This is a genomic window from Thiogranum sp. (assembly GCF_058323355.1).
Map to the genome: position 1 here is coordinate 1 of NZ_JBTTIO010000102.1, position 23,188 is coordinate 23,188.

21 protein-coding genes are annotated in these 23,188 nt (G+C 58.6%); 1 reads left to right on the forward strand and 20 read right to left on the reverse strand.

Annotation, left to right across the window (positions count from 1 at the left end):
• Positions 1-520: 520 nt before the first annotated feature.
• On the reverse strand, positions 521-1,447 hold the full coding sequence (locus ACW81B_RS12915) for a M23 family metallopeptidase (RefSeq protein WP_491580632.1): 927 nt from the start codon (positions 1,445-1,447) through the stop codon (positions 521-523).
• Positions 1,448-1,483: 36 nt separating this feature from the next.
• Here ACW81B_RS12915 and ACW81B_RS12920 point away from each other — a divergent pair, with 36 nt between their 5' ends.
• A complete protein-coding gene (locus ACW81B_RS12920; RefSeq protein ID WP_491580633.1) occupies positions 1,484-1,924 on the forward strand; it encodes a DUF721 domain-containing protein in 441 nt (146 codons plus the stop codon).
• 17 nt (positions 1,925-1,941) lie between these two features.
• Here the strand turns inward: ACW81B_RS12920 and lpxC are convergent, their stop codons facing one another.
• The 19 genes from lpxC to ACW81B_RS13015 all read right to left on the reverse strand — a co-directional run bounded on the left by lpxC (position 1,942) and on the right by ACW81B_RS13015 (position 23,156).
• On the reverse strand, positions 1,942-2,856 hold the full coding sequence (gene lpxC, locus ACW81B_RS12925) for a UDP-3-O-acyl-N-acetylglucosamine deacetylase (RefSeq protein WP_491580660.1): 915 nt from the start codon (positions 2,854-2,856) through the stop codon (positions 1,942-1,944).
• Positions 2,857-3,038: 182 nt separating this feature from the next.
• Complete coding sequence (ftsZ, locus tag ACW81B_RS12930) at positions 3,039-4,193, reverse strand: cell division protein FtsZ (RefSeq protein ID WP_491580634.1); 1,155 nt, start codon at positions 4,191-4,193, stop codon at positions 3,039-3,041.
• Positions 4,194-4,254: 61 nt separating this feature from the next.
• Positions 4,255-5,490, reverse strand: coding sequence for a cell division protein FtsA (gene ftsA / locus ACW81B_RS12935; RefSeq protein WP_491580635.1), 1,236 nt, complete (start codon positions 5,488-5,490; stop codon positions 4,255-4,257).
• 7 nt (positions 5,491-5,497) lie between these two features.
• Positions 5,498-6,283 carry a cell division protein FtsQ/DivIB gene (locus ACW81B_RS12940; protein ID WP_491580636.1) on the reverse strand — a complete coding sequence of 262 codons (786 nt, stop codon included), beginning with the start codon at positions 6,281-6,283 and terminating at the stop codon, positions 5,498-5,500.
• Positions 6,267-7,220, reverse strand: a complete 954-nt coding sequence (locus ACW81B_RS12945) for a D-alanine--D-alanine ligase (protein WP_491580637.1) — start codon at positions 7,218-7,220, stop codon at positions 6,267-6,269. The genes ACW81B_RS12940 and ACW81B_RS12945 overlap by 17 nt, the downstream gene beginning before the upstream one ends.
• Complete coding sequence (gene murB / locus ACW81B_RS12950) at positions 7,217-8,113, reverse strand: UDP-N-acetylmuramate dehydrogenase (protein WP_491580661.1); 897 nt, start codon at positions 8,111-8,113, stop codon at positions 7,217-7,219. Before murB ends, ACW81B_RS12945 begins: the two co-directional genes overlap by 4 nt.
• A 172-nt stretch (positions 8,114-8,285) precedes the next feature.
• Positions 8,286-9,731: a UDP-N-acetylmuramate--L-alanine ligase gene (gene murC / locus ACW81B_RS12955; RefSeq protein WP_491580662.1), complete on the reverse strand. Its 1,446-nt coding sequence runs from the start codon at positions 9,729-9,731 to the stop codon at positions 8,286-8,288.
• Positions 9,731-10,810 (reverse strand): undecaprenyldiphospho-muramoylpentapeptide beta-N-acetylglucosaminyltransferase, encoded by a 1,080-nt coding sequence (murG, locus tag ACW81B_RS12960; RefSeq protein ID WP_491580638.1) that lies wholly within the window; start codon positions 10,808-10,810, stop codon positions 9,731-9,733. Before murG ends, murC begins: the two co-directional genes overlap by 1 nt.
• Positions 10,807-12,012 (reverse strand): putative lipid II flippase FtsW, encoded by a 1,206-nt coding sequence (gene ftsW, locus ACW81B_RS12965; protein WP_491580639.1) that lies wholly within the window; start codon positions 12,010-12,012, stop codon positions 10,807-10,809. The genes murG and ftsW overlap by 4 nt, the downstream gene beginning before the upstream one ends.
• Entirely contained in the window at positions 12,009-13,373 is a 1,365-nt protein-coding gene (murD, locus tag ACW81B_RS12970) for a UDP-N-acetylmuramoyl-L-alanine--D-glutamate ligase (RefSeq protein WP_491580640.1), read from the reverse strand. Before murD ends, ftsW begins: the two co-directional genes overlap by 4 nt.
• A gap of 105 nt (positions 13,374-13,478) precedes the next feature.
• Positions 13,479-14,561 carry a phospho-N-acetylmuramoyl-pentapeptide-transferase gene (gene mraY, locus ACW81B_RS12975; RefSeq protein WP_491580641.1) on the reverse strand — a complete coding sequence of 361 codons (1,083 nt, stop codon included), beginning with the start codon at positions 14,559-14,561 and terminating at the stop codon, positions 13,479-13,481.
• A gap of 1 nt (position 14,562) precedes the next feature.
• Positions 14,563-15,918, reverse strand: a complete 1,356-nt coding sequence (locus ACW81B_RS12980) for a UDP-N-acetylmuramoyl-tripeptide--D-alanyl-D-alanine ligase (RefSeq protein WP_491580642.1) — start codon at positions 15,916-15,918, stop codon at positions 14,563-14,565.
• Positions 15,915-17,438, reverse strand: a complete 1,524-nt coding sequence (locus ACW81B_RS12985; RefSeq protein WP_491580643.1) for a UDP-N-acetylmuramoyl-L-alanyl-D-glutamate--2,6-diaminopimelate ligase — start codon at positions 17,436-17,438, stop codon at positions 15,915-15,917. Before ACW81B_RS12985 ends, ACW81B_RS12980 begins: the two co-directional genes overlap by 4 nt.
• Positions 17,435-19,141, reverse strand: a complete 1,707-nt coding sequence (locus ACW81B_RS12990; RefSeq protein WP_491580644.1) for a peptidoglycan D,D-transpeptidase FtsI family protein — start codon at positions 19,139-19,141, stop codon at positions 17,435-17,437. Before ACW81B_RS12990 ends, ACW81B_RS12985 begins: the two co-directional genes overlap by 4 nt.
• Positions 19,138-19,401: a cell division protein FtsL gene (ftsL, locus tag ACW81B_RS12995; RefSeq protein WP_491580645.1), complete on the reverse strand. Its 264-nt coding sequence runs from the start codon at positions 19,399-19,401 to the stop codon at positions 19,138-19,140. Before ftsL ends, ACW81B_RS12990 begins: the two co-directional genes overlap by 4 nt.
• Entirely contained in the window at positions 19,398-20,327 is a 930-nt protein-coding gene (gene rsmH / locus ACW81B_RS13000; RefSeq protein ID WP_491580646.1) for a 16S rRNA (cytosine(1402)-N(4))-methyltransferase RsmH, read from the reverse strand. Before rsmH ends, ftsL begins: the two co-directional genes overlap by 4 nt.
• Before the next feature lie 5 nt (positions 20,328-20,332).
• Positions 20,333-20,782, reverse strand: coding sequence for a division/cell wall cluster transcriptional repressor MraZ (gene mraZ, locus ACW81B_RS13005; protein ID WP_491580647.1), 450 nt, complete (start codon positions 20,780-20,782; stop codon positions 20,333-20,335).
• A 425-nt stretch (positions 20,783-21,207) separates the two neighbouring features.
• Positions 21,208-21,654, reverse strand: a complete 447-nt coding sequence (gene ssb, locus ACW81B_RS13010) for a single-stranded DNA-binding protein (RefSeq protein ID WP_491580648.1) — start codon at positions 21,652-21,654, stop codon at positions 21,208-21,210.
• An 86-nt stretch (positions 21,655-21,740) separates the two neighbouring features.
• Positions 21,741-23,156 carry an MFS transporter gene (locus ACW81B_RS13015; RefSeq protein ID WP_491580649.1) on the reverse strand — a complete coding sequence of 472 codons (1,416 nt, stop codon included), beginning with the start codon at positions 23,154-23,156 and terminating at the stop codon, positions 21,741-21,743.
• Positions 23,157-23,188 lie beyond the last annotated feature (32 nt).

The window sequence follows — 23,188 nt, forward strand, 5'->3', positions numbered from 1 at the left end:
TTTACGTTTTTTTGGAGACGCTTGAGAATTCGGTCGTTCCGGCTACCAAAAACCTTGCGTAGTATTGATGTCACCATGATGTGTCGGGAAACCAGTCAAATGTATTGGAAAATTCAGAGCAGGCATCATACCGCATTAGCCGGCCACGGACAGGCTTTCATCGGGCAAAAGCCCGTATTCTTAAGGGCTTCACGGATTCTTGACCTATTTCTCTCGCGGGGAAAGTACCGGTTCATTGAGGTTTAAATGGAGTCAGGCCCTCACGAAAACAAGTCCCGGGTGGATTGCTGGTTTTTTCAGGTATCGGCGCAGCCGAGCATCGCAGACGTTTTGCGATCAAGCGAGCGTTGTCTGAGCCATACGCGCGACAGCGCGGATGGCGAGTTTAGCGAGCGCGCAAAATGTCGAGAAGCGCAGGGAACCCGCGCAGCGGGCAAGTCGTTACCTAAACATGCCGTTATCTAACCGGGACGAAATTAACCACCCAGACTGTTTCCAGCGTTCGTACCGGGACAATGCTTTAACGACTGGCCCGAACGAACCTGGTGGGATTAACCTGGCGCCCGTTTTTCAGAACTTCATAGTGCACATGCGGACCGGTAGAGCGACCACTGGACCCCATCAGGGCAATCTTCTGCCCGGGCTCGACCTTGTCACCGACCTTCACAAGAACCTTGTTGCAATGCCCGTAGCGGGTGGAATAGCCGTTACCGTGATTAATCTCAATCAGCTGACCATAACCGTAACGCTTGCCGGCCCAGGTCACCACACCGGCAGCCGTGGCAACCACATCAGCCCCCATATGACCTGCGAAATCGATTCCCTTGTGCATCTCACGTCGGCCATTGAAGGGATCGGTACGCATACCATAGTAGGAAGAGAGCCACCCCTTGGTGATCGGCTTGCCCGCCGGTGAAACGGCATGCCTGAGTTCGCGTCGACTGATGACTTCTTCCAGCAACTCCAGCTGGCGCGCACGATCATCGATCTGCGCAGCCATATCATCCAGTGCCTTCAGGAAGTCCGGTGTTTTCAGTAATTCCGTGTCGGCCGGATCGGCCGGTCCACCCTGTGCCGGCAGCTGGTCAAAATCGAATTCTGATTTCTTCAACCGGGCAATCTGTTTTACCCGCTGGCCCAACGCTTCAACCCTCAACATCTGTGCCTGCATCTGACCCAGCCGGACGGCCAGCGCATTGAGCTGATTCTGCGCCTCGTCACGTATCATGCTCAGGTCCTGTTTCTGCTCATTGAGCAATGCCTGCCACTGCGTACCGCCTTCTGCGGCCACTTGCGGCTGGCGCGCTGCTCCCAGAGAATAGCCGAGCTGCCCCGCCGCCAGCAGGATGCCCAGCAGAGCCAGCGCCGCAGGGACCCAGACCACAGGCCGATTCAACTGAATACTGCCGGACTTGCCGTATCTCGTGGTGTAGAGTAGAAACTTCATTGACTGTATTTACCCGATAAATTCTTATGGAACCCGATGCGTCAAAATAACGCCTCTCCGTGCGCGAAAATTCTTCAACATGCAAAACTGCCCTTGCTGGAACGCGCCCGCAGCCTGCAGCGCCTTGAGCAGGCCGTGTTACGCCTGTTAGCGGAAGATCTGGCTGCGCATTGTAGTGTCATGAACTTCAAAAAAGAAACCCTGATACTCGGCGTTCGCTCATCGGCCTGGGCGGCGCGCCTGAGATTTGCCGCCCCGGAACTTCTCAAGCAACTGCAGTGCCAACTGTCCCTGGCCGTGCAGGCCATAGACGTTCGCGTTATCCCGGAAAGAATGGATATTCAAGCGGTTAGCAGAAAACCTGGCGCCATCTCAATGGACAATGCCAACCTGCTTGCTCAAACCGCCGAGGATGTCGATGACCCGGCACTACGCGAAGCGCTTTACCGGTTAGCGGCAAAAGCGCGCGAATCCTGAACCTTTCAGCAGGAATTTCAAACAGATGCGATTTGTGGCCGATTAAGCCAGCGGGGTGCCCGGGCGGCGTTACCGAAGCTGGTCAGTTCCCAGGCGCCGGGCGAGGCCAGTAGTTCACACAACAGATGATTGTTGAGCGCATGCCCGGACTTGTGGCCGACAAATTCGCCGATCAGGCTGTGACCCAGCAGGTAAAGGTCGCCAACGGCGTCCAGTACCTTGTGTTTGACGAATTCGTCCTCGTAGCGAAGGCCGTCCTCGTTCACCACACGGTAATCATCCAGCACCACGGCATTATCCAGACTGCCACCCAGCGCCAGGTTGTTTTCGCGTAATTTTTCGATATCACGCATAAAACCAAACGTCCGCGCCCGACTGACCTCACGAACGAAGGAACTGCGCGAGAAATCGATTTCCGAATGCCGACAGCGTCCCTTGAACATGGGATGCTCAAAATCAATGGTGAATCCGACCCGGAATCCCTTGAACGGTGAGAATCTTGCCCATTTGTCGCCGTCTCTCACCTCGACGGTATCGAGAATTCGCAGAAATTGCTTGGCCTTGCGTTGTTCCTCGATGCCGGCTGACTGTATCAGGAACACAAACGGCCCGGCGCTGCCATCCATAATCGGCACTTCCGCTGCCGTAAGATCCACCATGGCGTTATCGATGCCAAGCCCGGAAAATGCCGATAACAGGTGTTCTACCGTGGATACACGGACATCACCTGCCACCAGGGTGGTCGACAGGCGGGTATCGCCGACATTGGCGATCCTGGCCGGAATCGTCACCGGCGGGTCGGTATCGACCCGGCGGAACACAATGCCTGTATCCGGTGGTGCCGGACGCAGTGTCAGGTAGACCTGCTCCCCGCTGTGCAGGCCAACACCCTTCGCGCGAACGGTATTCCTCAAGGTTCTCTGACAGATCATATTGTTATGAGTGGGCTGCATGGCGCCCACCTTCTCATCGTTTTCAGATTATGGAAATGCCACCAGAGTCTACCACACCCCTCCGGCATCTCCCGAAAAACCTGGCCACGCATGCCTGTCAGCGGCCAGCACCCAGGGCCAGCCTACCCATTCCCCCTCCAAAACACATCGACCAGACGGGACTAGTCAGCCTGACGACGCAGAAAAGCCGGGATATCCAGGTAATCCAGGTCATCTGCTGAAGCCGGTGGTGGTGTCGGGTCACCGGCAGCCTTCTTGCGGATCACGGCAGGACGGTCCAGTTCGGCATAATCCACTTCACCACGCTTGTTACGCTGTACCAGCTGTACCGGCTCGGTCTTTTCCTCGAGTTTTGCTTCCTCGGCACCAAGACCGGTGGCTACCACGGTGACACGCAGCTCATCGTGCATTTCCGGGTCAATGACCGTACCCACCACCACAGTGGCATCACTGGAGGCAAATTCCTTGATGGTATTGCCGACTTCCTCAAATTCACCGATAGACAGATCCAGCCCGGCAGTGACGTTGACGAGAATGCCACGAGCACCCATCAGATCGATATCTTCCAGCAGCGGACTGTGAATCGCAGACTCGGCCGCCTCACGCGCACGATCCTGACCGGAGGCGGAACCGGAACCCATCATGGCCATGCCCATTTCCGACATCACTGTACGAACATCCGCAAAGTCGACATTGATCAGGCCGGGACGGGTAATCAGTTCGGCAATACCCTGAACCGCGCCCTGCAGTACACCGTTAGCGGCCTTGAAAGCGTTCAGCAGGCTGATGTCCTTGCCAAGCACCGACAAGAGTTTTTCGTTGGGAATGGTAATCAGTGAATCCACGTACTGGCCCAGTTCTTTCAGTCCGCGATCAGCCACACCGAGACGCTTGCCCCCCTCAAACGGGAATGGCTTGGTAACAATGGCAACAGTGAGAATACCCATCTCCTTGGCCACCTGCGCCACCACCGGTGCCGCACCGGTTCCGGTTCCGCCACCCATGCCGGCCGTAATGAACAGCATATCGGAGCCTTCAATGCATTCGATAATCCGGTCCCGGTCTTCCATCGCCGCCTGGCGACCGATGTCCGGGTTGGCACCTGCACCAAGCCCCTTGGTGATGCTATTGCCCAGCTGCAATGTTGTACGTGTTGTCATGTTGGTAAGCGCCTGCGCATCGGTATTGGCACAGACAAACTCGACACCTTCGATATCGGCCTCGACCATGTGCTGCACAGCGTTGCCACCGCCACCGCCAATGCCGATAACCTTGATAACTGCGTTCTGACTGTATGAATCCATGAGTTCAAACATGATGACTACTCCTCTCTGATTTATATCCTGAAAATTCGAATTCCGTTAAAAAAACCCGAACCTAGAAATTACCCTGAAACCAGCTCTTCATCCGCTCCCATACTCCACGTATGCCTCGACCCATATCTGCATCAAAATGACGACGGGTACGATTCTGGTGACCAAACAGCAACAACCCGACGCCCGTCGCGTAAATCGGATTGCGCACCACATCAACGAGTCCGGTAATACTTTGCGGCACGCCAAGGCGTACCGGCATGTGAAACACCTCTTCCGCGAGGTCCACAAGTCCTTCAATCTTTGAACTGCCTCCGGTCAGCACAACGCCGGCCGCAATCAGGTCCTCGAAACCACTGCGCCGCAGTTCCGCCTGCACCAGCACCAGCAATTCTTCGTAGCGCGGCTCGACCACCTCGGCCAGCGTCTGCCTTGCCAGGCGGCGCGGAGGACGGTCGCCAACACTCGGCACCTCGATGTTTTCATCACTGGAGGCCAACTGGCGCAGGGCGCAGGCGTATTTGATCTTGATGTCTTCGGCGTACTGTGTCGGTGTCCGCAATGCCACTGCGACATCATTGGTGACCTGGTCGCCGGCAATGGGAATCACGGCGGTATGACTGATCGCACCCTCGGTAAACACGGCAATGTCCGTGGTTCCACCACCAATATCGACCAGGCAGACACCAAGGTCTTTCTCATCGTCAGTCAGCACGGAATAACTGGAGGCCAGTTGCTCAAGAATGATGTCATCCACTTCCAGTCCGCAACGCCGCACACACTTGATAATGTTTTGTGCGGCACTGACAGCACCCGTCACCATATGCACCTTGGCTTCCAGCCGCACACCGCACATGCCGATTGGCTCGCGAATACCGTCCTGGTCATCGATGACATACTCCTGCGGCAGGATATGCAACATTTTCTGGTCGGCCGGGATCGCCACGGCACGCGCGGCATCGATAACGCGCTCGACGTCACTCGGCGTTACCTCCTTGTCACGAATGGCCACAATGCCGTGAGAGTTAAGACTGCGGATATGACTGCCGGCGATACCGGCATATACCGAGTGAATCTGGCAACCCGCCATCAACTCGGCTTCTTCCACGGCACGCTGTATGGAGTGCACGGTCGACTCGATATTGACCACCACACCCTTTTTCAGCCCCTTGGAGGGATGTGAACCGATACCAATGATGTCGATCCCGCCATCGGGGGATATTTCACCGACAATGGCCACTACCTTCGAGGTGCCAATATCGAGTCCGACAATCATGTTTTTCTCTGATTTCTTTGTCATACGGTTTTCAACCGGTACGTAATGCCTGTTTATCGATAGACTGCCAGTGCACCGCCACACCATTGCTGTAGCGCAAATCCACCGACACCACCCTGCCGCTCCCTGCCGCCATGATGGCCGGGTAGGCATGTACAAAACGCGCCACCCGTTGCAGCGGGTCACGCCGCCCCAATTCCATTTTCAAACCGTTATCCAGTTGCACATGCCAGGCACGCCGGGCATCGAGTTGCAACTTCACGACCTTGAGCCGCAGTGGCCGGAGTGACTTGCGCATCTGCGCAAACATGGACAGTACTCGCTGTTCATGACCTTCCGGCCCATCCAGTTGCGGCAACCCGGCAATCCCCACCGAAGTTTGCGGCGCGAAAAACTCACCGCGTGGATTGAGATATCCCGCTTCACCCCAGCGCACCACAGGCTGCTGTTCACGAATACGGATCTGCAACCGGTCCGGCCACACACGCCGTACCGATACCTGCTCGATCCACGGCCGGGCCTGCAACTGCAACTGAATCTCCGCAACCTGAACGCCAAAAAAACCTTCATCCGACATCGGCGCAATAAATGCCTGCAGGTCAGCGCCATCGAGATAGTGCAGATCACCTTCAACCTGCACCATCCTCACCGGCCAGGCCTGCGGGTCTTTCATCCATTCCAGCATGAACACCAGGCCGGCAACACTGCCGCTCACGACCAGCACGACAAACGCCGGACGCCACCAGTGCGACAGGGGTTTGCGCGGTATCTTTTGCCTGCGCCGGGCCTGCACCTTGCGTTTAACCGCCACGGGCATCGTTCTCCTGTATTGCCGTTCCAAGTATCCGCCACACCAGTTCCGGCATATCCCAGCCGTACTGCTGTGCCGCCATCGGCACCAGGCTGTGATCCGTCATACCTGGCACGGTATTCACCTCGATCAACCAGGGCGAATTATCACTATCGAGAAAAAAATCCACCCGACCCCAGCCACTTGCACCAACGGCATCGAATGCCTGTTGCGCCAGCTGCTGCAACTCCACTTCACGCGATTCCGGCAGGCCGCAGGGACAATGGTATTGCGTACTGTCGGACTGATACTTGGCCTCGTAATCGTAAAATTCACGCGGCGTTTCCAGTCGTATCAGGGGCAGCACCACGTCATCGACAATCGCCGCCGTGTATTCCTCGCCACTGACCCAACGCTCCGCCATAACTTCGTGGTCGTACTGATCGGCATCGCGCCATGCCTGTTCAAGCTGTCCCGGCTTGTCAACGCGTGCCATACCGATACTGGAACCTTCATGCACCGGCTTGAGCATCATCGGAAAACCGATGCACTGCACGGCTGCAACCAGATCCTGTTCGCAGGTCAGCATGACGAAGTCCGGCGTTGGTAAACCCAGCCCCTGCCACAGGTGTTTGGTGCGTTGCTTGTCCATGGCCAGCGCAGAACCCAGCACACCGCTACCGGTAACCGGGATATCGAGGTATTCCAGCAAACCCTGCAACACACCGTCCTCACCACCGCGACCGTGGACGACATTAAAGGCGCTATCAAAGGCACCCGCCTGCAGCTGTGCAACGAAATTCGGTGAACCGGCATCCACAGACACCGCATCCACGCCACGCGCAAGCAGTGCGCCCAGCACAGCATTCCCACTGTCAAGCGACACTTCACGCTCGGCAGAGCAGCCGCCCATCAGCACGGCAACCCTTCCGAAATCAGCAGGCCGGGTAGTGTTTCCATTCACGCAAATACTCCGATAATGCGAACTTCCGGCTGCAGGCGTATACCGTGCACCTGCATCACTCTTTCCTGTACATAACGAATCAGCGCCTCGATATCTTCTGCCCGCGCCTCACCAAGGTTGATAATGAAATTGGCGTGCTTCTCCGACACCTGTGCATTACCGATACGCTCGCCCTTCAGGCCGCAGGTATCGATCAGGCGCGCGGCAAAATCATTGGGCGGGTTTCGGAACACCGAACCACAACTGGGTAACCCGGTAGGCTGGGTTGCAGAACGTTTTTCCAGCAATACCTTGATATTGTCGAGCGCAGCCTGGGCATCGCCCGGTTCCAGTTGCAACTCGGCCGATACGAACCATTCATCACGCAAGCCGGTCACGCTGCGATAGGAAACGTCAAAATCACTTCGGTCGCGCAGGTGCAGTTCGCCGTGGTGGTCCAGTGTTTCCACCCGCGCCACAATCGGCCAGGTCTCGCCGCCGAAGGCACCTGCATTCATGGCCAGTGCGCCACCCATGGTGCCGGGGATGCCGGCAAGAAATTCTGCGCCGGTGAGTCCGGCGCGCGCCGCAAAACGTGCCACCTTGTTACAGGCCACACCCGCACCCGCACGCACCACGTTATTGTCCACCAGCTCAAGCGTATCCAGACCGCCAAAGGGCAGAATCACCGTACCGCGTACACCGCCATCGCGCACCAGCAGGTTGCTGCCAAGTCCGATCCATTCCAGCGGCTCATTATCCGGCAGGCTGGTGAGGAAGTGCTGTAAATCTTCCAGGTCTGCAGGACGATAACAACGATCTGCCGGCCCACCAACGCGCCAGCTGGTATAGCCGGACAGAGGTTCGTCGAATTTCAGTTCACCGCGTAACACTGGCATCGATTCCGCTGTCATCATGATTCGTCCCTATCCTCCTCACGCCCTGACTGTTCATGTTTTGCCCTGCCAGCACCAGGTTTCATACGAGTGCGCAACAGCGCGCCGGATATACAACGCACGATCCAGCGGCGACTTTGCAGGCGTTCACCACAGCCCATATGAAAACGCAAGCGGTTACTTTCAGAACTCATTCGTCATCTCCCACATTATCTCCGAGCACTGCCGGCAGGCCGGCGGCCACGGCACCGATAGAGCCGGCGCCAAGTGTCAACACCACATCACCGGGCTGCACAAGATCCTCCAGCACCGCCGGCAAGGTTTTGACATCCTCGACAAACACCGGGTCGACGCGGCCACGGCCGCGCACCGCACGACAAAGCGCCCGGCCATCGGCACCGGTGACAGGCGACTCGCCGGCAGCAAACACCTCGGTAATCAGCAGCAGGTCACTGTTGACCAGTTCCTGTACGAAGTCATCGAACAGGTCAAAGGTGCGGCTGTAGCGGTGCGGCTGAAACGCCACCACCAGGCGTCGTTCCGGCCAGCCGTTACGCACGGCTTCCAGGGTGGCGGCTATTTCGCGCGGATGGTGTCCATAGTCATCAATCAGTAATACCGAACCGCCGTCAACCTCGACTTCACCGTTGATCTGGAAACGCCGGCCAATACCCTCAAAGGTTTCCAGCGCGTGCTGAATCGCGCTATCCGTTACCTCCAGTTCGCGCGCTACGGCAACGGCTGCCAGTGCATTCAGAACGTTATGTCGCCCCGGCAAATTGAGCACCACACTCAGTACAGGGTGACCTTGCTGATGAATATCAAAAGACATCTGCTGTGCTTGCTGTTGCAGGTTCACAGCGCGGATATCGGCATCTTCACTGTCGATGCCGTAGCTTCGCACCTGGCGTGTCAGTTCCGGCAGTACATCTCGCACATTGGGATCATCGACACACATAACCGCCAGACCATAGAAAGGCAGGTGGTGCAGGAACTCAACGAAAGTCTGTCGCAGACGGCGGAAGTCACCTTCATAGGTCGACAGGTGATCAGCGTCAATATTGGTCACTACAGCAAGCATGGGTTGCAGATACAGAAACGATGCATCGCTTTCATCGGCTTCGGCCACCAGGTAACGGCTACTGCCAAGCCGTGCATGGCTGTTCGAACTGTTGAGACGGCCACCGATGACATACGTCGGGTCCAGCCCTCCCTCTGCCAGCAGGCTTGCCACCAGGCTGGTCGTGGTGGTTTTGCCATGGGTTCCGGCGACAGCAATACCGTGTCGAAAGCGCATGATCTCGGCCAGCATTTCGGCGCGTGGCACCACCGGGATACGGCGTTCGCGTGCCGCTTTCACTTCCGGGTTATCTTCGTTCACGGCTGTCGACACCACCACCACATCACCGTCAGCGACATGATCCGCGCTGTGACCGAACCAGATACGCGCACCCTGCAGTGCCAGTCTGCGGGTCACTGCATTTTCACGCAAATCGGAACCTGTGACCTTGTATCCCAGGTTCAGCAATACCTCGGCAATCCCGCCCATACCGGCACCACCGATACCGACAAAGTGGGCGCAACGAATGCGCCCCATAACATCAGGCTGCAGTGGAGGCTGTTTTGGCGCAACCATCATGCCGCCTCCTTCCATCCGGTGGCACGGGCACAGTACGACGCAACCTGACGCGCGGCATCCGGCATGGCCTGTTCACGGGCGCGTTTTGCCATATCAACAAGTCGCCCGGGCTGCTGCAGCAGACCCAGTTCTTCGCGCAGGCGCTCAACGCTCATCTTCGACTGCGGCAACAACTGTGCTGCACCGGCATCGACGAGGTAGCGCGCATTAGCCGTCTGGTGATCGTCGACAGCATAGGGATAGGGCACCAGTATTGACGCCACACCGACGGCGGCAAGTTCTGCCACGGTCAGCGCGCCAGCCCGACACAGCACCAGGTCGGCCCACTGGTAGGCCTGCGCCATGTCATCGATAAAGGCCTCCAGACGCACCTCGACATTCACCGCTGAATACGCATCGCGCGCTGCATCAATCAGCTTCAATCCAGTCTGGTGCCAGACCTCCGGTCGCTGTGCTTCATCAAACAGTGCAAGTGCCGCCGGGACAGTTTCATTCAGTGCCGCAGCCCCGAGACTGCCGCCGACCACCAACAGGCGCGGGCGTCGGCCTGCCGGTTCGGGAACATGGAAAGGCAGTTGCGCAATGTCGGCACGCACCGGGTTGCCGGTATGAATTGCGCCACGAAGACTGCCGGGAAAAGCTTCCAGCACCGGGTCAGCCAGTGGCGCAAGCAGGCGATTGGTCAGACCGGCTACCGAGTTCTGCTCATGGATCACCAGCGGCCGACGCAGTAACCAGGCCATCAGGCCACCCGGCCCCGTGGTGAATCCCCCCATACCCAGCACAGCGGCCGGTCGAACACGCAACATAACGGAAGCAGCCTGAAGCAATGCCCACAGCAACATGAAGGGCGCCAGCAGTTGCCGCAGCAGCCCCTTGCCGCGCAACCCTTTCACGCTGACCCAGTGCACCGGGATACCGGTTGACGGCACCACGCGTGCTTCCAGCCCGGCCTGCGTACCCAGCCATTCGACCGGCCAGCCAAGTTCGCGCAACTGTTCCGCAACGGCCAACGCCGGGAATACATGGCCACCGGTACCGCCGGCCATGATCAGAATGGGACGCCGCGTGTTCATCTCACACCCCTGCGAGGACGCATGGACACACCGGACGCCGGCAGACTGTTAACGGTACAACGTGTTTCGTAATCAATACGCAGCAACATGGCAATGGCGACACAGGTCACCAGCATACTGCTGCCCCCGTAGCTCATCAGCGGCAGGGTCAGACCCTTGGTTGGCAGCAGCCCGGTATTGACCCCGACATTGATCAACGCCTGCAGGCCCAGCCAGGTACCAATACCGTATGCCAGGTAAGCCGCAAAAGGATTACCTCCCTGCTCCGCAACGTATGCAATATGGTAGGCGCGCAACACCACAAACAGGTACAGCCCGAGCAGCACCAGGATACCCACCAGGCCGAGTTCTTCGGCCAGCACCGCAAAGACAAAGTCCGTGTGCGCTTCCGGCAGGTAAAACAGTTTCTGCACACTGGCGCCCAGACCGACACCGAACAGTTCGCCACGACCGATGGCGATCAGTGACTGGGTGAGCTGGAAACCCGTGTCGAACGGATCCGCCCACGGGTTGAGAAAAGTTGTCAGGCGCTCCATGCGATAGGGCGAGGAAATGGCCAGCGCAGCAAATGCGGCAAACGCCATACCCATCAGGCCGGCAAATTTCCACAAGCTGACACCCGCCATGAACATCATGACCAGCGCAGCGCTCATCATCACCACAGTGGCGCCAAAATCCGGTTCCATCAGCAGCAATACTGCCGCCGCCAGCAACAGCACCAGCGGCTTGATAAAACCGGCGCGGGTTTCACGAACCGCCTCGCCATGGCGTACCAGGTAACCGGCCATGTAAACCAGCGCCAGCAACTTGGCCGGCTCCGATACCTGCAAGCGGAAGACACCCAGGTTGATCCAGCGGGTACTGCCGTTCACTTCGACACCCACCCCCGGCACCAGTACCACCATCAGCATCAGAATGGCGAGCAAAATACACAACAGACTGCACTGTTCCCACCAGGCCAGCCTGATACGCAGCACCAGCAGGCCGAGACCCAGCCCCATGAACAGGTACATGGTCTGGCGAAGGGTAAAATACAGGGTGCTGACACCCAACCGCTCGGCAACCGGCATGGAGGCCGAAGCCACCATCACCAGGCCCAGTGAAAACAACGCCGTCACCGCTGCCAGCAAGGCAAAGTCGAGCCGCGGGCAGGATGCCCCGCGCCTTACCGGCATATCCGGCAACAACATGGCGAGACTCATTCGAACACCTCCCTCAGCGCCTGCACAAAACGCTCACCACGCTGCTGGTAGCCGTCGAACATGTCGAAACTGGCGCATGCCGGCGACAACAGCACCGTATCACCCGCCTGCGCACGGGCCGCGGCAAGTTGCACCGCCTCTTTCATGTCCGCAGCACGACTGACCGGAATACGGCCCCGCAAGGCGGCTTCGATTTCGTCTGCTGCTTCGCCGAGCAAAACCACATGACGCACATGTGCGTCCAGACCCTCTGCCAATTCCGAGAAGTCCGCACCCTTGCCCTGCCCCCCGGCAATCAACACCAGTGAGCCTTCAAAACCCTGTATGGCCGCCAGTGCCGCACCGACATTGGTCGCCTTTGAATCATTGAACCAGCGCACCCCCTGATGCTCGCCAACCCATTCAGTGCGATGCGGCAGGCCCTGAAACTCACGCAACGCCTGCAGCATGGCCTGTTCAGGCAACCCCGCCGCATCACCGAGCGCCAGCGCCGCCAGTGCATTGGCCTGGTTATGCAAGCCTTGCATGCGGAGTTCCGTCACAGGCATCAATACAGCATCACCATGTGCTATCCAGAGTTCACCGTTGACACGGCGAAACCCGTAGTCATTGCCCTGCGGCTCGCCAAGGCCGAAGCTGACGACCGGCGCATGCTCGTGTGCAAGCGCTGCCGCAGAACTGTCATCACGGTTGACCACCTGCAGACGCGCGTGGTGGTAAATGGCTTGCTTGGCCTTTGCATAGTCACCCAGGGAATCGTAGCGGTCCATGTGGTCCGGGCTGACATTCAGCACCACCGCAGCAAGACACGACAGGTTGCGTACGGTTTCCAGCTGGAAGCTGGATAATTCCAGCACGTACAAATCCGGCTCGTCATCAGCAACGAGATCCAGCGCCGGTATACCGAGGTTGCCACCGACACGAACACTTCGGCCAGTCTGCTGCACCATGAGGCCCAGCAGGGTGGTCACAGTGCTCTTGCCGTTGGAACCGGTGATGCCGATCACCGGCGCACTGATATGACGCGCAAACAATTCGATATCGCCAATGACTTCCACACCACGCGCACGGGCTTCGGCCAGTAACGGTTCACGCAGGGATACACCGGGGCTCACCACGATACGCTCCGCACGTGCGAAGGCTTCTTCATCGAACCCACCAAGAAACAAGGCCACATCCGGCAACTCACGCTGCAGGATTTCCAGTCCGGGCGGCTGATCGCGACTGTCGGTCACGGCAACCGGCACGCCGATACGCGACAGAAAACGCGCACACGACACACCGGTGCTACCAAGTCCGACCACCAGCGTACGCAATGCCTGTTGCGTGTCCTGTTCCATCATGTCTATGGCTGCCAACATTCCTGTTCCAGTAACCTGTCAAAATATGACCCGCAGTACGGCTATCGCCGCAAAGGTCAAACCTGCCAGCACAATCTGGCCTTTCTTGCCCATTCCCGCTCCTGCTCAACGCAACTTCAAGGTCGCCAGCCCGCTCAACACCAGGATCACTGTAATAATCCAGAAGCGCACAATGACGCGTGGCTCCGGCCAGCCCTTGAGCTCAAAGTGATGATGCAGCGGCGCCATGCGGAAGATACGCCGCCCCGTCAATTTGAATGAAGCCACCTGCAAAATCACCGACACAGTCTCCATGACGAATACGCCGGCCATCAGGAAATACACCAGCTCCTGGCGCACCAGGATTGCAACAATGCCAAGCGCTGCACCCAGCGCCAGCGCGCCAACGTCGCCCATAAAGACCTGCGCCGGGTAGGCGTTGAACCAGAGAAAGCCAAGGCCGGCGCCAACAATCGCACCGCAGAACACCACCACTTCGCCGACCTCGCGAATGTAGGGAATCCCCAGGTACCTGGCGTAGTAGACATTACCGGTGGCATACACAAATACGGCCAGCGCACCGGCTATCAGCACCGTGGGCAGGATTGCCAGTCCATCGAGACCATCCGTCAGGTTCACGGCATTACTGGAACCCACCACCACGAAATAAACCACCACGACGTACCAGGCGCCGAGCGGTATCGCTACATCCTTGAAGAAGGGCACGATCAACTCGGTCTCCGCCGGAGACTGCGCGGCATAGTAGAGATACAGTCCGGTTACGATAGCCGCCAGTGATTGCCAGCCATACTTGGCGGCCGCCGACAGCCCCTTGCTGTTGCCATAGACAATCTTGCGGTAATCGTCGACCCAGCCAATGGCACCAAAGCTCAGTGTGACCAGCAGCACCACCCACACATAGCGATTGGCAAGATCAGCCCACAACAAGGTAGAGACCGCAATTGCTACCAGGATCAGTGCACCACCCATGGTCGGCGTACCCGCCTTTGACAGGTGCGATTCCGGGCCATCATCGCGCACCTGCTGGCCGATCTGCCGGAAACTCAGCTGACGAATCATGACCGGGCCTATCACAAACGACAGCAACAATGCTGTCAGCACACCAAGAATGGCCCGCAGTGTCAGGTACTGGAAGACATTAAAACCACTGTTGAACTGGCTCAGGTAATCGGCGAGATAAACCAGCATGTCAGGCTGCCTCCCCGCTACGATCGCGCAAGGCGTCAATCACGCGCTCCATGCGCATGGCGCGCGACCCTTTCACCAGCACGATAACACCGGGATGCAGCTGTTCGCGCAGACGACTCACCAGCGCATCCAGCGACTCGAATGCCTCGCCACCTTCGCCAAATGCCTGTGCCGCGGCTGCGGCCAGCGAACCCAGGGCAAACAGCTTGCACAGACCGGCATCGCGCGCCTGCTCACCCATCAGCCGGTGCAATGCTTCACCCGTCTCACCGAGTTCCCCCATGTCGCCAAGCACCAGCCAGCACTCGTTGCCGCTGTCTGCAAGCAGCTCCAGTGCGACACTGAGTGAACCGGGGTTTGCGTTATAGGTGTCATTAATCAGCTGTGCGCCCTGCACACCCCTGCACGGTTGCCAGCGCCCGCCAACGGCGCGCAGGGTGGACAGGCCGCGGGCAATCACCTCGGGAGACAGGCCCAGCGCAATAGCGGCCGCACTGGCAGCCAGCGCATTCATGACATTGTGGCGGCCGGGCAAAGGCAGATGAAACGACACATTACCCGATGGCGTATACAAGCTAATCTCGCTACCGCTCAAATCACCCTGCCAGACAGCATGCACATCCGCATCAGCCGCAAGCCCGAAGTTGATTACCTTGCGTGGAGCAGCCAGTGATTCCCATAGTCCGGCATAAGCGTCATCGGCATTGATAATGCAAATCCCGTCATCTGACAGGCGCTCGAACAACTCACCCTTTGCGCGCGCCACACCCTCGATATCGCCAAAACCTTCCAGATGTGCCGGTGCAGCGTTATTCACCACCGCAACAGTCGGCCTTGCAATATCGGTCAGGCAGGCAATCTCACCGGGATGGTTGGCGCCCAGTTCGATAACCGCGTAGCGGTGTGTATCGGACAGGCCGGACAGTGTCAGTGGCACGCCGATATCATTATTCAGGTTTCCGCATGTCACCAGCGTTTCACCGCAAGGACGGAGTATCGCCGCAATCATCTCCCGCACCGAGGTCTTGCCGTTGCTACCGGTGACGGCCACCAGCGGCAGATCGAAACGCGAGCGCCAGTAGCCAGCCAACTGCCCCAGTGCAATACGTGTATCTTCCACCTCGAGCTGCGGCAACGAGCACTCGACAACACGGCTGACGGTTGCCGCCAACGCGCCCTCACGCTGTGCCTGCGGCAGGTAATCATGACCATCGAAATTTGGCCCTTGCAGGGCAACGAACAGGTTGCCCCCGCGCAGGGTGCGCGTGTCGGTACTCAGGCCGGCAAAAGTGACATCAGCGCCGTGCCGGACAGCATCCAGCACGCGGGCAGCCTCTGACAGCGGCATGCTCATCATGCCCCGCCACCCTTCAGCCAGCGCACCACACAGTCCCGGTCGCTGAACGCGACCCTGAGGTCACCGACCTGCTGGGTATCTTCATGGCCCTTGCCGGCAACCAGCACCAGATCATTTTCGTTCGCCGCTGCCAGTGCCGCATGAATCGCTGACCGCCTGTCTTCGATCTGTTGCGCGCGTTGCGGCTGTTTCATGCCGGTGAGAATCTGCGCCATGATGCCCTGTGGCGCTTCATGACGCGGGTTGTCACTGGTTACCACGACGCAATCCGCATACTGCTCGGCAATGGCGCCCATGGCCGGGCGTTTGCCGGTATCACGATCGCCACCGGCGCCAAATACACACACCAGCTGCCCCGTGCAGTGGGGACGCAGTGCCTTCAGTGCCGCCTCAAGCGCTGCCGGTGTGTGTGCATAATCAACCACCACATGCGGACGGCCCGGCGCACTGAACAACTCCATGCGGCCCGGCACGGTTGTCACTTGTGAAAGTCGCCGGGCAGCATCAGCCAACGGCAGGCCGGCAGCCAACAGGGCGCCGAGCGATGCGAGCAGGTTCCCTGCATTGAAATCGCCCAGCAACCCTGTTTCAAAGGCCACCTCACCGAAGCTTGAGTCCACGCTCAACACCATCCCTTCCGGCAAGGCTTTCAGTGAACGTAATGCCAGCCACTCACGACTCAGCGGTTGTGCGCCCGCCTGTGCCTGCCAGCTGATGATTCGAATCTTGTCAGCCAGTCCTGATGCCAGCTCACGACCAAAGGCATCGCCGGCATTGAGCACAGCACATTGCAGTCCCGCTACCTGGAACAGGCGACGCTTGGCATCGGCATAAGCCTCCAGGCTACCGTGGTAATCAAGATGGTCGCGGCTGAGCTGGGTCAACACAGCGGTATGAAACTGGATACCGGCACAGCGATTCTGGTGCAGGGCATGCGAGGAAACCTCCATCGCCAGCTGTTTCACGCCACGATCACGCAATGCAGCCAGCTCCTGCTGCAAACGCAGTGCATCCGGCGTGGTGTGTGTCGGCGTACTCAACTCACCGTACACACCATAGCCCAGCGTACCCAGCAGGCCAGCCGGATTCCCGCTCACGGACAGGGCCTGGGCAATAAAATGGCTCACCGAGGTTTTACCGTCCGTCCCGGTCACGCCAATCACATGCATGTCACACGAAGGCCCGGCATAAAAACGGCCGGCAATCACACCAAGCTGTTGTGACAGCCCGCTGACGGCTACCACAGGTACAGGGACGCCTTCGAACAGCTGTTTGGCATCATCATAGCCTTCGGGGTCATAAACCACGGCAACCGCGCCCTGCGCGACAGCCTGTGACAAGTAAGCCAGTCCGTGCACCTGCAAACCCCGGCACGCCAGAAACAGATATCCCGGCTGCACAGCGCGACTGTCTGCCGCCAGACCTTGCACTACGATATCGGCAGGCACGCTATCAGCAGCCAACCCTGCCAGCAGATCAGTGAGCATGGCGCCACGGGATGAAGAAAGTTCCGCCATCATGCCGGACCCCCCTGCCCGTTGCGCTGTGTGTGCAGTAACGGGACACCATCCGGTGTTACGTTGAGCAAACGTAACGCCCCGGCCATGATGCGGGAAAACGCGGGGCCGGCCACCAGCCCACCAAAGTGTTCACCATTACGCGGCTCATTAATCACAACGACAATCACCAGGCCCGGATTACTGGCTGGCGCCATCCCGGCGAAAACAGAAATGTATTTGTCGTCTGCGTAGCCACCGGATATTGATTTGTGCACGGTACCGGTCTTGCCCGCCACCCGGTATCCCGGCACTGCGGCCCTGGGTGCAGTACCGCCCGCGTGCACCACGGTTTCCATCATACGCCGCACACTGCGCGCCACTTCAGGGGAATACACCCTCTCGCGCCGGGGCTGCTGTTCACGCCGCAACAGTGTTACCGGTACCCGATAACCGTCATTGGCAAATACACCGTAGGCCTGCGCCAGCTGCATGGCAGTCACCGACAGGCCATAACCGTAAGCCAGGGTAGCGCGTTCGATATCCCGCCATCGATGGTAGTTGGCCATATGGCCATCCGCCTCACCGGGAAAACCACTGCCCGTGGATACGCCGAAACCGGCATCCGACAGGAAGCCCCAGAGTGTTTCCGGTTCAAGGGACAATGCGATCTTGCTGGCGGCAACATTGCTGGATTTCCGGATCACACCGGTCAAGTCCAGCACACCATAGTTGTGCATATCGCGAATGGTATGCACGCCAACCTGGAACATGCCCGGCGAGGTGTTTATGCGTGTACCAGCCTGATATTTACCCGTTTGCAGTGCAGCCGCGATGATAAACGGCTTCATCGTCGAACCGGGCTCAAAAACATCTGTCGCAGCGCGGTTACGAAGCCTGCCGGGCTTCAGACGCCGGCGGTTGTTCGGGTTGAACGACGGCTGATTGACCAGCGCCAGGATCTCTCCGCTGTGGCTGTCCAGCACCACGACCGATCCGGAACGTGCATGGTGCTGCGTGACCGTCGCTTTCAGTTCACGGTAGGCGAGATACTGGATGCGTCGGTCGATGCTCAGGGCCAGGTCGCGACCGGGCCGCGCGGAACGAATATTCTCCACATTCTCGACAATCTGCCGCTGGCCATCCTTGATCACGCGCTTGGCACCCGGCTCACCCGTCAGCCAGTCGTCGTAGGCCAGCTCCAGCCCTTCCTGGCCACGGTCGTCGATATTGGTGAAACCCACCAGGTGACCGGCAACCTCACCCGCCGGGTAGTAGCGCCGGTACTCGCGCTGCAAATAAATACCGCGCACCCCCAGCGCCATGACCTGGCGAGCGAGATCCGGGGCAACATGGCGGCGCAGGTAGACGAACTCACGGTCCTTGCGCTGACCGATCAGGCGCTGCAACCTGTCCACGTCCAGTGCAAGCAGCCTGGCCACCCGCGACATCTCGCCGGGTGAAGCGACCAGTTCCTGCGGATTAACCCACACCGACTGCACCGGTGTACTGATAGCCAGTGGCTCACCGTTGCGGTCAGTAATCATGCCTCTGTGTGCCGGCACCTGCACCACGCGCAAGTGACGCGCGTCACCCTGCTCCTGGAGGAACGCCTGGTCCACCAGCTGTAATTGCGCACTGCGCCCGGCGAGCACAGTGAAGCCGAGCAGCATCAAGCCGATCAACACAAACCGCCGCGCCTTGCTGATATGCCCCTTATGCCTCATGGCTTCAGAATCACCATCTGTTGTACACCGGGAATTCGCATCCCCAGGCGCTCACGCGCTGCCGACTCAATCTTTCCGTGCGTGGTATGCGTACTCTGCTCAAGTTGCAACTGACCCCATTCGACATTCATGGCATCCCGCTCACCCTCAAGCTGTTGCAGTTCATTAAACAGCTTGCGACTTTCGTGGCGTGACCAGGCAGCGCTCATGGCGCTGGCAATCACCGCAATCAGCATCAGTGGCAACAGCACAGCCCTCACGCAACACGCTCCGCCACGCGCAATACGGCGCTGCGTGCACGCGGGTTGGCATCGATCTCGGATTGATCAGCACGAATCTGCTTGCCGACAGGCTTCAGCCCTGGCGCATAGCCTTCGGGTATCACCGGCAGATCGGGGGGCAATTGCGGCCCGCGATACTGATCACGGATGAAACGTTTCACAATACGGTCTTCGAGCGAATGAAAACTGATGACCACCAACCGTCCACCAGCTGCCAGCACGTCAACAGCCTGCGGCAGAGCCACCTCCAGATCTTCCAGTTCGCGGTTGATAAAAATACGGATCGCCTGAAAACTCCGCGTCGCCGGGTGCTTGTGGCGTTCACGCGCTGGTGCGGCGGACTGAATCAAGCTGGCCAGCTGCAAGGTGGTTGTGATGGGTGATTCTTCACGGCTGTTCACAATGGCGCGCGCAATGCGACGGGAAAAACGCTCTTCGCCGTACTTCCACAGGACATCGGCAATCTCCCGCTCCGGCGCCTGCGCCAGCCATTCGGCCGCACTGAGACCGGCCTGCGGATTCATGCGCATGTCCAGCGGTCCCGCCTGCATAAAGCTGAAACCACGCGCTGCGTCGTCAAGCTGCGGTGACGACACACCGAGGTCAAACAGGATTCCATCCACTCGTCCTTGCCAGCCAAGGGCAGATACTTCACTTGCGAGATTTTCAAAACTTCCTTCACGCATCAGCAGTCGCGCCTCACCGGAGAACCGGCTGGCGGCAAAAGCCAGAGCGTCAGGATCCTTGTCGAAGGCGAGAAGCCTTCCTTCGGGGCCGAGCCTGTCCAGGAGCGCTGCCGCATGTCCGCCACGTCCAAAGGTTCCGTCTATATAGAGACCGTCCGGCTTTACCCGGAGCGCCTCCAGTACCTGTGTCAACAGTACCGGCTGATGCTGGTGACTCATCGCCCCTACAACGTCAGCGATTCAAGAGGGGACGGCCTGTCATCATCTTCCGCGCGCCCTTTCCAGCCACTACCGATATTCATCCAGGTTTCGTCATTCCAGATTTCAAATTTCTTGCCCACACCAACCAGTGCCACCGTCTTGTCCAGTAACGCAAACTCACGCAACCGCGGCGCCAGCAGAATACGGCCATTGCCGTCCATCTCGACTTCTGTGGCATAACCCACCAACATACGCTGCATGTCGCGCGTGCGGCGATCCAGATTCGGGGTATTGATAAGGCGATGTTCGATTTGCTCCCACTCAGGCTGGGGATAAAGCAGCAGACAGCCGTCATCGTGGACGGTCACCACCAGGCGACCCTCGTAACGCTCGCTGATGATGCCGCGATAGCGGGTTGGCAAGGCCAACCGCCCCTTGGCATCGAGCTTGACTGTGTTACCACCTCGAAACACCGGACTCCTCTGGACCCCCTCTTTTTGCCACTAAATTCCACTGAATCCCACTTCTCGACACTATAGGTAGCGAATCCCCACCTTGTCAAGGCGGAAATCGAAAAATCCTGCTTTACGGACAGTAACTTAGCGACGATACGCCAAAGGGGTAGATTTAATTCGCGAGCCACAAAAGAGGTTTAAACCGGAAATCAGATAGTTGCTGGAGCTTGCTATGGAAATGCTTCAACTTGGAGGCCGTTAAGGCAGCCAGTATATAATAATTTTTATGGGGAGTTAAATACTAACTATGAGACTCTGCCTGCCAAATGCGGATTTTTGCCTGCAAGAGACGCCTCACAGGACCATCCGGACCTCCAGCAGCCCACACGCATCACAAAAAAGGCCGGAAAACCGGCCTTTTTTATACCGCCTGCCAGACTCCGTCAGAACGGAATATCATCATCAAAGTCACCACCCGCTGTGGCTGCAGGTGCTGCTGACGGTGCAGACTGTGACGCCGAAGCTCCACCGAAATCAGCACTGCCACCACCACCGCGGCCACCGAGCATCTGCATTTCATTGGCGATGATTTCGGTGGTGTAACGGTCATTGCCGTTCTTGTCCTGCCATTTGCGGGTCTGCAACTTGCCTTCGATATACACCTGCGAACCCTTCTTCAGGTATTCGCCGGCAATCTCGGCCAGGCGGCGGAAAAACACCACACGGTGCCATTCGGTTTTTTCCTTGTTCTCGCCGCTCTGTTTATCTTTCCAGGTTTCACTGGTGGCCAGCGTGACATTCGCCACCGCATTACCGTTGGGCATGTATTTCACTTCCGGGTCAGCGCCCAGATTACCGACCAGGATGACCTTGTTGACGCCTCTTGCCATGTTCTGCTCCTTACTGAAAACACAGTCCGTGTGCTTTCTCTCGTTGTCTTGTGTGTCTCGTACTGCACCCAGTGAGCATCATACGGTCAGGCATCCGCAGAAACAACGGCATCTAACGTATCCTCGTCGAGCAGCCGGGCATCGACTTTCAGATAGGCCACTTCATCCTCGGCAATCACCACCGCCTCGACCACGCCTGGCACGGCGCTGATCCGCCTGGCCAGCTGCCGCGCTTCAACAGGGTCGAGCGCGCCAACCCTGAGCAACCTCGTATTCAGGTAACGCGGTGGCCGCATCCCGACAGCCAGCACCAACCAGCCCAGCGCCACGGCCGCGCAGAACAGGAACACGGACGACAGGCCGAAACGTCCATGCAACCAGCCGCCTGTCGTCCCTCCCACGAAAGCACCGAAAAACTGGGCGCTGGAATAAAACCCCATGGCGGTACCCTTGCTGTCCGGTGGCGCCATTTTAGCGATCAACGAAGGCAGCAGGGCCTCCAGCAGATTGAAGGCCGAATAAAACACAAACAGGCCGATGCCGATGGCCAGCACCTTGCCATGGAACTCGAACAGCACCAGTTCTGCCAGCGCAACCACGACAATGGATGCGACAAATACCGGTTTCATGCGCTGGTGCTTCTCGGCCTGGATGATGAACGGTATGGCCATCGGCAGCGACAACAACAGTACCGGCAGGTACACCTGCCAGTGCCTTGCCGCATCCAGCCCGGCCACATCACGCAATGCCAGCGGCAGCACCACGAAGCTGGCGGTCAGAATCAGGTGCAATGAGAAAATACCCGCGTCCAGTCGCATTAACTGCGGATCGCGTAACACGCTGGCAAACTGCGCCGGTACAGCCTCGGCATCACGGTGCACGCGTGATACCACCGGGTTTGGCACCAGCAGCACGATAACGGCGATACCGCCAATTGCCAGCACGGCGGTCAACCAGAAAATACCCGGCACACCGATCCAGCTGTTCAACAGTGGCCCCAGCACCATGGCAATGGCAAACGAAGCGCCGATGCTCATGCCAATGATGGCCATGGCCTTGACCCGGTGCTCTTCACGCACAAGATCTGCGGTAAGCGCCATAATAGCGGCCGCGATGGCGCCAGCACCCTGCATGGCACGCCCGGCAATCACGCCCCAGATGGTGTCGGCACTGGCCGCCATGACACTGCCCAGGGCAAATACCAGCAAACCGAACACGATTACCGGCTTGCGGCCGATGTGGTCAGATAACAGCCCGAAAGGGATTTGCAGAAACGCCTGGGTCATCCCGTAGATGCCAATGGCCAGCCCGGCCAGCGCGGGTGTGGCGCCTTCCAGGTGCTCGGAATACAGGGCAAATACCGGCAGGATCATGAACAACCCCAGCATCCGCAGGGCATAAATGCCCGCCATGGATGCCGCCGTACGTGCCTCCGCCCGGGTCATGCTCTGATCGGCGGACACATTCTTGTTCACGGAACGGATTTCCCTTTGGTCAGTCATCACGAAACGCCGTATAGTATCAGGTTGCCCAA

Bases quoted from the DNA above. Each gene is read 5' to 3' on its own strand.
- ACW81B_RS12915 (WP_491580632.1), bottom strand. From the start codon at position 1,447: ATGAAGTTTCTACTCTACACCACGAGATACGGCAAGTCCGGCAGTATT.
- ACW81B_RS12920 (WP_491580633.1), top strand. From the start codon at position 1,484: ATGCGTCAAAATAACGCCTCTCCGTGCGCGAAAATTCTTCAACATGCA.
- lpxC (WP_491580660.1), bottom strand. From the start codon at position 2,856: ATGATCTGTCAGAGAACCTTGAGGAATACCGTTCGCGCGAAGGGTGTT.
- ftsZ (WP_491580634.1), bottom strand. From the start codon at position 4,193: ATGTTTGAACTCATGGATTCATACAGTCAGAACGCAGTTATCAAGGTT.
- ftsA (WP_491580635.1), bottom strand. From the start codon at position 5,490: ATGACAAAGAAATCAGAGAAAAACATGATTGTCGGACTCGATATTGGC.
- ACW81B_RS12940 (WP_491580636.1), bottom strand. From the start codon at position 6,283: ATGCCCGTGGCGGTTAAACGCAAGGTGCAGGCCCGGCGCAGGCAAAAG.
- murB (WP_491580661.1), bottom strand. From the start codon at position 8,113: ATGACAGCGGAATCGATGCCAGTGTTACGCGGTGAACTGAAATTCGAC.
- murC (WP_491580662.1), bottom strand. From the start codon at position 9,731: ATGGTTGCGCCAAAACAGCCTCCACTGCAGCCTGATGTTATGGGGCGC.
- murG (WP_491580638.1), bottom strand. From the start codon at position 10,810: ATGAACACGCGGCGTCCCATTCTGATCATGGCCGGCGGTACCGGTGGC.
- ftsW (WP_491580639.1), bottom strand. From the start codon at position 12,012: ATGAGTCTCGCCATGTTGTTGCCGGATATGCCGGTAAGGCGCGGGGCA.
- murD (WP_491580640.1), bottom strand. From the start codon at position 13,373: ATGTTGGCAGCCATAGACATGATGGAACAGGACACGCAACAGGCATTG.
- mraY (WP_491580641.1), bottom strand. From the start codon at position 14,561: ATGCTGGTTTATCTCGCCGATTACCTGAGCCAGTTCAACAGTGGTTTT.
- ACW81B_RS12980 (WP_491580642.1), bottom strand. From the start codon at position 15,918: ATGATGAGCATGCCGCTGTCAGAGGCTGCCCGCGTGCTGGATGCTGTC.
- ACW81B_RS12985 (WP_491580643.1), bottom strand. From the start codon at position 17,438: ATGATGGCGGAACTTTCTTCATCCCGTGGCGCCATGCTCACTGATCTG.
- ACW81B_RS12990 (WP_491580644.1), bottom strand. From the start codon at position 19,141: ATGAGGCATAAGGGGCATATCAGCAAGGCGCGGCGGTTTGTGTTGATC.
- rsmH (WP_491580646.1), bottom strand. From the start codon at position 20,327: ATGAGTCACCAGCATCAGCCGGTACTGTTGACACAGGTACTGGAGGCG.
- ssb (WP_491580648.1), bottom strand. From the start codon at position 21,654: ATGGCAAGAGGCGTCAACAAGGTCATCCTGGTCGGTAATCTGGGCGCT.
- ACW81B_RS13015 (WP_491580649.1), bottom strand. From the start codon at position 23,156: ATGACTGACCAAAGGGAAATCCGTTCCGTGAACAAGAATGTGTCCGCC.